This window comes from Pseudomonas sp. 2957 (assembly GCF_031456345.1).
Taxonomy (GTDB): Bacteria; Pseudomonadota; Gammaproteobacteria; order Pseudomonadales; family Pseudomonadaceae; genus Aquipseudomonas; species Aquipseudomonas siliginis.
The window spans coordinates 534,531-548,492 of the sequence record NZ_JAVDUL010000002.1 but is presented as its reverse complement, the minus strand read 5'-3'; the positions used below and the strand labels follow the sequence as shown (position 1 = coordinate 548,492).

Sequence of the window (13,962 nt, the reverse complement as noted above, 5' to 3'; positions counted from 1 at the left end):
CACTTGTACGCAGGTGCTGGTTTCACCCGTATGAAAGCGCGGCAAATCCCGATGAGCGGAACAAACTTAAGTTTGACGTCAAAATGATGGCCCTCTAATATCGCGCCACTATTTTGATGTCACTTTTTGTGTCGAGGGATCGAACATGTTTTCACCCGCCTTCACGGCGCGGTTGTGCCTGGCGCTGCTCTGCCTCTCTCCGCTTGAATCTGCCTGGGCCGCGCCCACTCCCGGTGAAACCGACCTGATCCGCGAACGTCAGAACCGTTTGCTCGAAGAGCAGCAGCGGCGCCTCGAAGAACTCAAGGATCTGCCCGGCAAAGACGCCAAACCGGCGCAACTGACAGCACCCGCCGATACGCGCTGCTTCACCATCAAGGACATCGAGCTCAAGGGCGCCGACAGCCTCTCGGAGCGCGACAAGGCGCGTCTGCTCAAACCCTATATCGGCGAATGCCTCGGCGTGCCGCAGCTCAACGAGCTGCTCAAAGTCATCACCGATCACTACATCGAAAAAGGTCTGGTCACCAGCCGCGCTTATCTGCCGCAACAGGATCTGTCCGCCGGACACCTGAAAGTGCTCGTGGTCGAAGGCAAACTCGAAGGCATGAAAGGCGCAGAAAACAGCCAGCTCTCGGATCGCGAACTGGCCATGGCCTTTCCCGGCAAAAGCGGTGAACTGGTCAACCTGCGCGAGATCGAGCAGATGGTCGACCAGCTCAATCGCCTGCCGTCCAACCAGGCCAAAATGGAGCTGGCGCCGGGGCAGAATGTGGGCGGCAGTGAAGTGCGCGTCACCAACACGCCGCAGAAGCCGTGGCGTGCCGGCCTGTCGCGCAGCAACGACGGCCAGCGCAGCACCGGCGAGCAGCAGTGGGGCACATCGTTCGATTGGGACAGCCCGCTGGGCCTCGCCGACCAATTGAGCCTGCGCGGCGGTCACGATGCGATGACCGATCACCAGCACACCTCCAACAACGCCATGCTCAATTACAGTCTGCCGTGGGGCTGGTGGACGTTCAGTTACACCTACAGCCAGAGCGAGTACCGCTCGCAGATCGCCGCCAACGGCTACAACTTCAAGCAGACCGGCGACAGCGAAAACCATCAACTGCGCGCCGAGCGCGTGATCCATCGCGACGCGGTCAGCAAGACCTCCCTCAGTGCGGGACTTTCGTACCTGCGCAGCAACAACTTCATCGAAGACAGCAAACTCAAACTGAGCAGCAATCGCATCAGCGAAGCGCAATTCGGCTTCAACCACGGCCGTCGTGTCGGCAGCGCGTTCGTCAACTTCGATGCTGGCGTGCAGGAGGGCATTGGTGCTTTCGATGCGCAGGGCAGTCACGATCCCGGCCCCGGCGAACCGGACGCACGCTACCGCAAATACACCGCAACCCTGAGCTATTTGCAGCCGTTCAAATTGCTCGGTGAATCCTTCAGCTTCAGCAGCCTGATGACCGGCCAGCGCAGCGAAGATGTGCTGTTCAGCCCACAGCGCACCAGCCTCGGCGGCTCGGCGTCGATCCGCGGCTACAAGGATCAATCGCTGTCCGGCGACAGTGGTGGCTACTGGCGCAACGACCTGCGCTGGAGCCGCCCGGTGACGGCCGAATGGCTGCAACCGGTGTTCGCCGAATACGGCACCAGCCTCGGATACGACCAGGGCGTAATTCGCGGCGATCGCTACAACGGCGACCAGCACGGGCGCATGTCGAGCAACTCGCTGGAGTTGTTCGCACGTGGTCAGCATGTGGCCGCCAGCGTGACTTTCGCCCATTCCCTGGAACGACCGGACGCGCTGACCGAGCGCGAAGCGCCGATTTATTTCCGCCTGGATTTCTTCATTTAATTTTTGCCCGCATCGAGATTCTGATATGGACATTCGCCACCTGGCCTTCCTGGCCAGCCAACCTTCTGCAGCCGTAAAAAAGCGCGAGCAATTCTGCGGCATGCCCAAGCGTGGTCTGGCCTTTTTGCTGGCGAACGTCATGTTCTGGCAACCGGTTTGGGCGCAGGCGGACGGCATCGTTGTCAGTGCACCCGGCACCAGTCTGGATCGCGCCGGCAATGGCGTGCCAATCGTCAACATCGCAGCGCCCAATGGCAGTGGCCTGTCGCATAACCAGTTCCACGACTACAACGTCGGTGCGCAAGGCGTCATCCTCAACAACGCCACCGACCGCATGCAACAGACGCAACTGGGCGGGATCATTCTCGGCAACCCGAACCTGCGTGGCGCAGCGGCACAAACCATCCTCAACGAAGTCAATGGCGGCAGCCCGAGCCAGTTGCGCGGCTACACCGAAGTCGCAGGGCAATCGGCACGGGTGATCGTTTCCAATCCTTACGGCATCAGTTGCAACGGTTGCGGTTTCATCAACACGCCACGTGTCACGCTGACCACCGGTAAACCGGTGCTCGACAACGGTCGCCTGGAGCGCTTTCAGGTCGATCAGGGAAGCGTTTCGATTGACGGCGTCGGTCTTGATGCGAGCAACGTCGACAGTTTCGAAATCATTACCCGCAGTGCGCAGATCAATGCACAGATCCACGCAAAAAACCTGAACATCACCACCGGCCGCAACGACGTCAACGCCGACACGCTCAGCGCCACCGCCCGTGCCGATGACGGCAGCGCCAGACCACAACTGGCCATCGACTCCTCGGCGCTCGGCGGCATGTATGCCGGCGCCATCAAACTGGTCGGCACCGAGCAGGGCGTTGGCGTGAAGCTGGCAGGGGATCTTGCCGCCAGCGCAGGTGACATCCGGATCGACGCCAATGGCCAACTGACCCTGGCCAAAGTCACGGCGGGTAATGCCGTCGATGTAAAGGCCAAAAGTCTCGATGCCCAGGGCGCGGTTTATGCCGGTACGCAGGTCACCGTACAAACCGCCGAAGACCTGATCAATCGCCAAAGCCTCGCTGCTCGTGACAGCGTCAGCCTGAGCAGCGGCGGCAGGCTGACCAACGCTGGTGTGATTGAAGCCGGGGTGAACGCAGACAACAGCCGCAACGCCAAGGGTGATCTGTCGATCAACAGTGCTTCGGTGAGCAACAGTGGCAGCGTTCTGGCCAGCCGCACATTGCACGCCAGCGCAGCCGACACGTTCGAGAACCAGAACGGTACCGTGCAGGCTCAAGACCTCACTCTGAACGCGGCGCGCCTGGTCAACCAAGGTGTGAATGCGCGTGTTTATGGTGAAACCCGTCTGGTCGTGAGCGCGCCGGCCATCGTCAACCTCAGCGGCCTGATTCGCTTCGCCGATGGGCAAGCGGCAACACTGGTGGTCGACAGTATCGACAACCGTCAGGGCCGTATCGAAATCGCCGGCGGCAGCCTCAAGCTCAATGCTCAGGAGGTAAAAAACACCGGCGGCAAAGTGATCGCCGGTCGCCTCGACGTGGACGCCCGTCAACTGGACAACAGCGGCGGCCTGATCGGCGCCAGCGACGGTGAGGCCAAGGTTGTCGCCCGCGAACGTCTGAATAACGGCGCGGGCAAGATCCAGGCGAAAACCACGCTGGCACTGTCGGGAGGGGAGTTGCTCAATCAGGGTGGGACGCTGGCTGCCGACGACATTCACGTCACGGCCACTCGCCTTGATAACAGCGCCAAGGGTGTGATCAGCGCGGAAAACGGTGCTGCTGATCTGACGCTGATGCAGGATTTCGACAACCACGACGGCAAGGTGCAAGCCTCGGATCGCTTGACCGTCACTGCGCAGAGCATCAACAACCGCAACGCAAGTCTGACGGGCAAAACCCTCGAGGTGGCCAGTCGCGGCACGCTGGATAATACGCAAGGCACGATTTCGTCCGATGACAGCGTGGTTTCCAGTGCAGACCTGGATAACAGCCTTGGCCTGATCCAGGGGACCGATCGCCTGAGCCTGACCGCGCAAGATCTGCAAAACGCCAGCGGCCAACTTTTGGGCGGCATCGTCGACGCAAACCTGCGCAATCTGACCGGCAACAACGACGGCACGCTCAGCGCCGAAACCGGGCAACTGACGCTCCTCGTCCAGCAGCACTTGAACAACGCATTGGGCCGTCTGCAATCCATCAAAGGCGATGTGGAACTGCGTGCCAGCTCTATCGATAACCGTGGCGGTGTAGTCGCCGCCCGGCAATTGCTGGTGGTGGCCAAGGACGGATACGTCGACAACCGTGGCGGGCGGATGATCGCCGACGACCTGGAGTTGCACGCGGCCAGCCTTGATAACCGTGCCAACGGGTTGTTGGCCGCAGGTGCCGATGGCGCGCGGTTGATCCTCAAGCAAACTGCACCAAGCCAGTCGCAACTGCTGAATCAACAGGGCCGGATTCAGAGCGAAGGTCAGTTGCACATCGACGGTGACGAGATCGACAACAGCGCCGGTGTCCTGCTCGGCAACGCTATCGACATCAATGCCAAACAACTTGGCAACAACGACAAGGGCGGCATCGTCGGTAATGGCGGCGATGTCGTCCTCAACATTGCCGGAGTCTTCAGCAACGTCACCGGTCTGGTCGATGCTGGCGCACAGCGCTTGCTCCTTGATCAACTGACCTCGCTGGATAACCGGGGCGGCACCCTGCAGGGCAAGCGCCTGGACATCAATAGCGTCTGGATCAACAACAACGCTGCCGGGCAGATCATCGCTGGCAGCGACGGCCTGAAGATTACTGGCAAAACACTGCTCAACCAGCAAGGTGTGATTCTGGCCAACGGCAGCCATGCCGAACTGGCGCTGAACAACGGCAATTTGCAAAACCAGGGCGGCACGCTGCAAGCCGACTCGGTGAGCATCACCAGTGCCGACCTCGACAACAGTGCAGCCAGCGGCAAGGCCGGGCTGATTTCCAGCCTGATCGATGACCTGACGTTGACGGTAACGCGCCTGACCAACCGCGCCGGCAAAATGTTCGGCAAGGATCAGGTGATCTTTACTGGTACCAGCCTGGACAACACCAGCGGCGAGATCAGCGGTAATCAGCTGGGGCTCGAAGCCGTCGGGCAGGTCCTCAATCAGGGCGGCCTGATCGAATCGGCGAACAGCCTCAAGCTGACTGCCAGCGGCTTGGATAACAGCGCCGGCGGCCAGCTCCGCGCCCTCGGTGGCGCTGCGAGTCAAATCAAGCTGACCGGCAATCTGAACAACCAGAGCGGCGTGATCGAAATCGGCAGTCAGGACCTGCTGCTGTCGGGTGCCGAAATCAATAACTTCAGCGGCAATGTGCGCCACGCGGCACAGGGCCTTTTCGACCTGGATGTGAGCCAACTGGCCAACAACCAGGGCAGTCTCACCGGGCTGGGCAATGGTGTATGGGATGTCGGCTCGGTCAACGGTGTTGGTACCTGGCAACTGAACGGCGGGCTGACCTACACCAGTGCGCAGAACCTGACGCTCAATGCTGGCGAACGGATCGCCAGTACTTCGGCGCTCAGCCTCAACGTGGCCAACCTGAACAATGCCGGACAATTGCTCAGCGGCGGCGATCTGGCGCTGACCCTCGGCGGCAATCTGCTCAACAGCGGCAAAGTCTCCGCGCAGCAGAAACTCACGATCAGCGCCAACGACGTGATCCAGCAGGACGGGCGACTGGTTAGCGGCGGCGACACCGTGATGACCTTGCGCGGCACACTGGACAATCTCGGTCGCCTGATCGCCAACCAGAACCTCACGGTGACGGCGGCACGGATCAATAACAAAGGCACCCTCGGCGCCCAAGGCAATCTCGAATTCACCGCCGCCAACGGTCTCTACAACGATGCCGACACGCTGCTGTTCAGCGGCGGCACGATGAAGCTGCACGGCAACAGCCTGAATAACTATTACGGCGATATTTACAGCCGCGGCAACATGAGCGTCGACGCTGTCGATGGCGGGCGCGCGGCGTTGTTCAGCAACTTGTCGGGCACCATCGAAGGCGAGGGTGACGTCGATATCAACGCGGTTTCCTTCGAAAACGCCAAAGCCGAGTTCGAGCTGACTTCCGGTCAGTCGTCCGGCAGTTTGAGCTGGGTATGCGGTCAGCACTGCGATGGTGGTGATGGCTGGAAGCGCGGCACCATCACCATCACTACCCAATTCAACGACGAGGTGCTCAAGGACTCGCGCGCGGCGCGATTCGTGGCAGGCAAGAACTTCACCATCCACGCCAATCAGGTTGAAAACCGTTACAGCCTGCTGGCCGCCAACGGCGACCTGACCGTGACGGCTGACAGCCTGCTGAACCAGGGCGCGGAGTCGCGTTCGGGGACGCGAGTGGTGAAAAGGGGCACCCCTGGGCGTATCGACAACAGCCTCTGGGACAAGATGGAGTTCGTCGATGTTCCGGCGTTCAACGCGGCTACCGCGGCCGGCAACTTCGATCAGGCGCGGTTCGATGAACTGATCAGTCGCTCCAGTGATTCGCGATTCTCTTTGATGAGTGACGTCACCACCTGGAATGCAAACGGCAACGCCGTTTACGCTGCGGTGATGCAGGCCGGCGGCAAGGTCAAGCTCGACGTCACCAACAGCATCCAGAACGGCACGCTATACGACAACACTTATGGTCAACTGACAGGTTCCCTGGCCAGCGACCAGACAGACGCGGTCGGCGGCATCAACATCAACCTGGGCAAACATAGCACCGACGCTGTCGCCCAAACCTCCAGATCCGTTACCCGTATCGAGCATGTCGACGCCGATGGCGTGAAGCAGATCAGCTTCACCCCGGTGGACTTCAAAGGTGTGCCGTTCGCCGCAGTCGACCCGACGGCTTCCTCGACCTTCCGGTTGCCGAAAGGCCCGTACGGCATGTTCGTGCAAAGCACCAATCCGCAGAGCCGTTATCTGATCGAAACCAACCCAGAGCTGACTCAGACGACGGCGTTCATGAGCTCCGACTACCTGCTCGGTAAGCTCGACTTCAGCGCCGACGAAGCGGCGCGTCGCCTCGGTGACGGTCGCTATGAATCGCGGCTGATTAGCGACGCCGTCATGGCCCAGACCGGCCAGCGTTTTCTCGCCGGTGGCCTGGAGAACGACTACGAGCAATTTCGTTATCTGATGGATAACGCGCTCGCCAGCAAAAATCAATTGAACCTCTCAGTCGGCGTCAGCCTGACCTCGGCGCAGGTCGCTGCGCTGACCCACGACATTGTCTGGATGGAAGAGCGCATCGTCGACGGCCAGAAAGTGCTGGTGCCGGTGTTGTATCTGGCGCAGGCCGAGTCGCGCAACGTGCGCGGTGGCAGCCTGATTCAGGGCCGAGATCTGGAAATGCTGGCCGGTAGCGATCTGGTCAACGTCGGCACATTGAAGGCCAGCAACGACGTGTCCGTCGACGTCAAGGGCAGTCTCTATCAGGGCGGTCTGGTCGAAGCCGATGAGCGCATCAAACTCATGGCCACCGACAGCATCCGCAACGCACTGGCCGGCGAAATCCGCGGCAATCAGGTCGAACTGACGACACTCAAGGGCGATATCGTCAACGATCGCACCGCCATCGCTGTACGTGATGGCAGCGGCATGCGCACCCTTGTCGACGACGGCGGCTTCATCAGCGCTCGCGACAGCCTGACCATCAAGTCCGGACAGGATCTGACCAACGCGTCTGCCATCAGCAGCGGCGGTGACGCCAGCCTGAGTGCAGCGCGCGACATCAACCTGTTGGCGACACGCGACGAAGACGAACTCCACGAATCGTTCGATGGCGGCCACCGCTCAGTCATTACCACCACGGTGGAAAACCTCGCGTCGACAGTGAAAACCGGCGGCGACCTGAAGCTCGATGCCGGTCGCGACATCAACGTCGTCGCCAGCATAGCCGAAGCCACCGGCAACCTCACCGCCGAGGCCAAGCGCGACATCAACATGTCCTCGGCCGGTGATGAACACAACGTCGAAACCCATAGCAAGGACGGCAAGAAACGTGTCCATGAACAGGATGACCACACTGTTCAGAAAGCCGCTGAGTTCATCGCCGGCGGCGACGTAAAAACCAGTTCCGGCCGTGACACCACACTGATCTCGAGCAAAATCAGCGCAGGCAATGAAGCCTACGTCTACGCCGGTAACGACCTCAGTCTTCTGGCCGCGCAGAACAAGGACCACACGCTCTACGACATGAAGGAGAAGGGCGGTTTCGGCAACCTGAAACTCCAGCGCGACGAAGTCACCCAGGTCACCCACGTCGGCAGCGAAATCAAGACCGGCGGCAACCTGTCTCTGGTCAGCCTGGGCGACCAGCATTACCAGGTGGCCAAACTCGACAGCGGCAAGGACATCCTCCTCGACAGCGGCGGCGCCATCACCTTCGAAGGGGTGAAGGACCTGCATGACGAGAGCCATACCAAAACCAACAACAACGCCGCATGGGTCTCGGCCAAGGGTCGCGGCAACAGCGACGAAACCCTGCGCCAGACGCAGATGATCGCCAAGGGCAACATCGTCCTGAAAGCGGTCGATGGGCTGAAAATTGACATCAAGGATGTGAGTCAGGAGTCCGTCAGCCAGACCATTGATGCGATGGTCAAGGCTGATCCGCAACTGGCGTGGTTGAAGGATGCGGAGGCTCGGGGAGATGTTGATTGGCGGCGCGTGAAGGAGATTCACGAGTCGTTTAAATACGAGAATTCGGGCGTCGGGCCAGCGGCGCAAATTGCCATCGCCATCATGATGTCTTTTGTGATGGGGCCGGCAGGACTGGGCTTGGTCGGCGGTGGCTTCGGCGGCGCATTCGCCACAACCCTCGCTACGACGGGCGTGACAAGCACGATCAGCAACAAAGGGAACCTCGGCGCTGCTTTCAAGGAAACATTCAGCGCCGACAGTCTCAAGAACGCAGCTATCGCTGGCTTCACCGCAGGCATGCTTGATTATGCCGATGCCAATTGGTTTGCAGCGGGGGGCAGCAAAGCCGCAAGTATTCTGACCAGCAGTAATTTTACCGACGTAGCGATCCGAACTGCGGGTCGCGCGGTCATTTCCAGTGGCATCTCTACCACCATTGGTGGCGGTAGCTTTGGTGACAACTTTGGTTCCGCGTTGCTGGGAGAAGCGGGCAGTGTCGCGATGGCGACCGGGTTCAATTTTGTTGGCGATCAAACGATCAAGTTCCCGGAAGGTGGCGTAGTAAAAGTTGTCGCGCATGCGCTGATGGGAGGCTTGCTTTCCGAGGCGATGGGTGGGGATTTTGCTACTGGTGCGGCGGCTGCCGGGCTGAACGAAGCGGCGATGAATGTCCTTGTGAAGTTCGCTGGTGGCAATGATCAGATGCAGGTGATGCTGTCGCAGCTGACGGGCGTGTTAGCGGCTGCCGCCATGGATGAAAACACCCAGCTAGGGGCCGCCATCGCAGGGAGTGCGACGACCTATAACTACCTCTATCACCGTGAGGTGAAAGAGATGCTGGCCGAAATGGACAGCAAATCCACTGATGAGGAAAAGCTGGCAGTCAGGGATAAATACGAAGCGCTCGACAAGCAACGAGAGTTGGAGCGTGACGAGTTTTGTAAAGGAGCAGCTGATACTTGCCGTCAGATCTCACGCGATTTGGCCGACGATGACGAAAAATTTTCAGAACTAATAAACAAACTGAGGAGTGAAGGCAACGGAGCAGAGGCCTATTGGGTAAGCTCTGTTCAAGGAGGGAATTTATATTCTGCTGGATCAATGGCTTCCGTTGTGAAAGCACAGGAGGGTGGCTTCTTTGCAAAATTGGGCGCTGTGGTTTTCGAGATGGGCGCCGGAATTTTTCCGGGGCGGGCTATCGGAAAAGGCACGACGGCTAAACATGTGGATGATGAAAAGGTTGTTGATGTAAAAGGGGTTGCTGGCGGCGCAGGCGGTACTGAAAAAGTCGTCACGATCAGCAAAGATCGCTACCCCGAGTCGGCGCAACATATTGAAGATGCCATCGGGGCAGGAAAGCCTGACACGTTGACCATAGATCGAGATAATGCGGCAACGCGCAGGCGTGATTCTTTGCGCGGAATTGAAACAAAACCGGGCCTCGACCGTGATGAATATCCGCCCGCCATGTTCCAGGAAGGGGGGCAGGGAGCCTCAGTAAGGCATATCCCCGCTGGTGATAACCGTGGGGCGGGCGCTTGTATTGGCGCTCAATGCAGAGAGTTGCCTAACGGGACGAAGGTTAGAATAGAGGTGATAGATTAGATTATGAATAATCTGGATAAGTTGTTATCGATTGCAAGTTCGTCCTTGAGTGAACGTGAGCCAGAACTGTCTGGGCCAATACGCAAACTGGCAGGGACTTCGGCGGAACAACTTGTTAATGTGCTGCGTCAGCGCAATGGCTTCTATGCTTTTGAAGGCGCGCTGCATGTTTTTCCAAGTGGCTCCAGTCAAAGTGAAATGGGCATATCTGATTGGAATCACGCTGACCTGTGGCGCAGTAGCTACAATGGCCTAGCCGATAACGTTGTCTTTTTTGCTGAAGATATCTTTGGTGGACAGTTCTGTATTAAGGATGGCAGTATCTACATTTTTGATCCGGAAACTGGCTCGTTAGAGTACTTGGCTGCGGATGTTGAAAGCTGGGCTGAAGTAGTTCTGCACGACTATGAAGTATTGACAGGCTATCCGTTGGCTCATCAGTGGCAAAAGCGCAATGGTCCAGTTCGTGCGGGGATGCGTTTGCTGCCCAAAGTGCCTTTTGTAATGGGCGGTGATTTTTCCTTGGATAATTTATATGTTGCCGATGCTGTAGAAGGCATGCGGCTCAGAGCCGATATAGCCGATAAGATTAAAAATTTACCAGACGGTACTCAGGTTAAATTCAGTCTGGACTGACAGGAGAAAATAAATGGGGGCGGACCACGTTTAGAAAGCATTACGAAAACGTAGTCTGTCCCCGTTTCCCCAATATAAAAGGTCGACGCAGCGAATAGCTGTTACCGTTGGTGATAACGGCTTCGTTGTAGGTGCAAATCCAAGGGGGAGCGTTAAATGAAAAGCATAAAATTAATGGCGGATTATCAATGTTATCCAATTTGGAATACGTCCTCCAGTGAGTACGGGGGGCATGGCTCCTTGGGAGCTTCCGATCTCTAAAGAACTTCAGGAGCGTCTAATAAAATGGGCAGCCATTTATGACGAAACACTGGATGTTGATTACCCGCCAAACTCCGGGTTCAAGACTAAGGAGTTAGAGGGGATAAATGGGGACAGACCAACTTTCGAGAGACAAACGGGGACAGGCCACCTTCAAATTCGCGTCGAGCGTAAAAGCGGCGGTGACCTGCAGCTCGATGCCGTCGCAACATCTATTTGTCCTCGGCCGGAGATGAATACAACGTCGAAACCCATAGCAAGGACGGCAAGAAACGTGTCCATGAACAGGATGACCACACTGTTCAGAAAGCAGCTGAGTTCATTGCCGGCGGCGACGTAAAAACCAGTTCCGGGCGTGACACCACACTGGTCGCGAGCAAGATCAGCGCAGGCAATGAAGCCTACGTCTACGCCGGTAACGACCTCAGTCTGCTGGCCGCCCAGAACAAGGACCACACGCTCTACGACATGAAGGAGAAGGGCGGTTTCGGCAACCTGAAACTCCAGCGCGACGAAGTCACCCAGGTCACCCACGTCGGCAGCGAAATCAAGACCGGCGGCAACCTGTCTCTGGTCAGCCTGGGCGACCAGCATTACCAGGTGGCCAAACTCGACAGCGGCAAGGACATCCTCCTCGACAGCGGCGGCGCCATCACCTTCGAAGCGGTGAAGGATCTGCATGACGAGAGCCATACCAAAACCAACAACAACGCCGCATGGGTCTCGGCCAAGGGTCGCGGCAACACCGACGAAACCCTGCGCCAGACGCAGATGATCGCCAAGGGCAACATCGTCCTGAAAGCGGTCGATGGGCTGAAGATTGATATCAAGGATGTGAGTCAGGAGTCCGTCAGCCAGACCATTGATGCGATGGTCAAGGCTGATCCGCAACTGGCGTGGTTGAAGGATGCGGAGGCTCGGGGAGATGTTGATTGGCGGCGCGTGAAGGAGATTCACGAGTCGTTTAAATACAGCAACTCGGGGCTTGGCCCGGCTTCGCAGATGATTATTGCGATCGTCATGGCTGCCTTTGTCGGGCCTGCTGCGTTCGCTTCGCTAAGCGCGAGCATGGGCACAGCCTGGGCCGCAGGCCTCGCCGCTGTGGCAACAGGTGCAGCCACGAATGCCACGACCAGTTTTATCAATAACGGCGGAAACCTTGGAGCGGTTTTCGCGGACGTTACTTCATCCGATGCACTGAAGGGCTATGTGATTTCCGGATTGACAGCCGGATTGATGGCCGAATACCTGAACCAGCTGACGGGTATGAAATACGATCCGAATACCGGAAAGCTGCTCGGCCCGTCGTTAGCCACGTGGGAGGGCGTCGGTAGATTCGCTGGAAGCCAAATCATCCAGGGTGGCACTTCCGCGCTGATCACCAAGGCAGTCGGCGGCGATGCAAGTGCCGGTGACGTTCTGAAGACGGCTCTTTTCAATACCGTCGCGGCGTTCAGCTTCAACATGGTGGGCGATCTCACGCAGGGCGTTCTGGATGATGGCTCAGCGGGCAAAATCATCATTCATGCGGCGGTGGGTGGGCTGTTGTCGGAGATGACCGGCGGGGATTTTGCGACAGGCGCGTTGGCGGCTGGTGCGAATGAAGCGCTTGTTGGTGAGATGAACAAATGGTTCAAGGGCAATCCCGAGTTGTTGCTCATGGGGTCGCAGATTGTGGGGGTGCTCTCCGCAACTGCGCTGGGCAATACTGATCAAGAGTCATTGGAAAACGCTTCTTGGGTTGCCAACAACGCGACACAGTACAACTTCCTGAATCATCAGCAAGTAGACGATCTCGTCACAGAGTTGAAGGGCTGTAGAGCTAGCGAAAATCCAGCAGCCTGTCGAGAGAAAGTGAAGGATACCTATGCGAAACTGAGCGCGAAAACCAGTGGATCCGAACTGTTCAAGTGCGAGGGTTTCGATCAGTGTAATGGTCAGACGAACGCCGCTGAAGGGGGAACGCTGGCGCTTGAAAACTACGATGCAAATGGCGGGTTAAGTGCTGAAGAGCGAGCGATTGTTCAGGACTTCCAAGACTCGAACCACACGGACGAGCTGAACTCTCACCATAAAACGATGCTGGGTGATCATGCGGAAATCGCTGGGACGATTCTGACTGGAGGGATCGGGGCTGGGAGCAAATTGGTTGGCAAAACCGAGGAGGTTCTGGTTGGTGCAAAAGGTGCGGCGGATATCGGAGCCGTAGACGACGTAGCTCTTCCCGGCTTAGGTTCGACACCAGGCCTACTCTCGTCACCTAGCATTCCATCGGGAGCAGGACTTGGTGGTTTCAAATTTGGACTAAGCGCGGGTGAAATAAACGCCATCAATTCAAAATTTGATGGTTCAATATCGTTTCGAAGCGTGGATACGGCTATTGCAAACGCCAGCAATTATGATGGATTCTTTAATAAGGCTGGTTCAATTATAAGAGATATCGCAGGGGGGCATCTGTTTGATAATGGGAATAAACGAACGGCTGTTGAGGTTGTGGAGCGGCTAATTATAAGAAACGGTGTCGATGGTCCGCCAAAGCAGGTGATATGGAATGTCGTAGATAAGGTTGCTACAGGGAAATTAACAGATGTTAAAGATATTTCTAACGCATTGAGAGGTCTGGATTGATGTCTTGTGATCCTTCTGATAAATATGCTGCTCGTTTTGGGTTTTTAGATATGAATAGTGTGCATCTGGATGATTTCATTCAGATTATGGAGCTGGTAGCAAAAAAATGCGAAGGATTCTTTATATTTAAAATCGACGGTGAAAGGAAGTCTGATATTTATACTTTTGTTCTAAATGCCTCTTCGCAAAGTAACGTGGTTCTAAGAAAGGACACAGATAATATACGAGAAGGTATGAGGTTTTTTTTCTGCGAGCTTGAAAGAGCTGGAATCTACCTCTGACT

4 protein-coding genes and 1 pseudogene are annotated in these 13,962 nt (G+C 57.3%); all 5 read left to right on the top strand.

Translation table 11 applies throughout. The features are described from left to right. Positions 1 to 145 precede the first annotated feature (145 nt). Complete coding sequence (locus tag J2Y39_RS07910) at positions 146 to 1,852, top strand: ShlB/FhaC/HecB family hemolysin secretion/activation protein (protein ID WP_310216487.1); 1,707 nt, start codon at positions 146 to 148, stop codon at positions 1,850 to 1,852. A gap of 25 nt (positions 1,853 to 1,877) precedes the next feature. Beyond that, positions 1,878 to 10,154 (top strand): DUF637 domain-containing protein, encoded by an 8,277-nt coding sequence (locus tag J2Y39_RS07905; protein ID WP_310216484.1) that lies wholly within the window; start codon positions 1,878 to 1,880, stop codon positions 10,152 to 10,154. Positions 10,155 to 10,157: 3 nt separating this feature from the next. After that, a complete protein-coding gene (locus tag J2Y39_RS07900; protein WP_310216482.1) occupies positions 10,158 to 10,790 on the top strand; it encodes an SMI1/KNR4 family protein in 633 nt (210 codons plus the stop codon). A 462-nt stretch (positions 10,791 to 11,252) separates the two neighbouring features. Further along, positions 11,253 to 13,679, top strand: a pseudogene (locus J2Y39_RS07895) (DUF637 domain-containing protein); the annotation flags it as partial. After that, complete coding sequence (locus J2Y39_RS07890) at positions 13,679 to 13,960, top strand: hypothetical protein (protein WP_095180220.1); 282 nt, start codon at positions 13,679 to 13,681, stop codon at positions 13,958 to 13,960. The pseudogene J2Y39_RS07895 and the gene J2Y39_RS07890, both read left to right, overlap by 1 nt. Positions 13,961 to 13,962 lie beyond the last annotated feature (2 nt).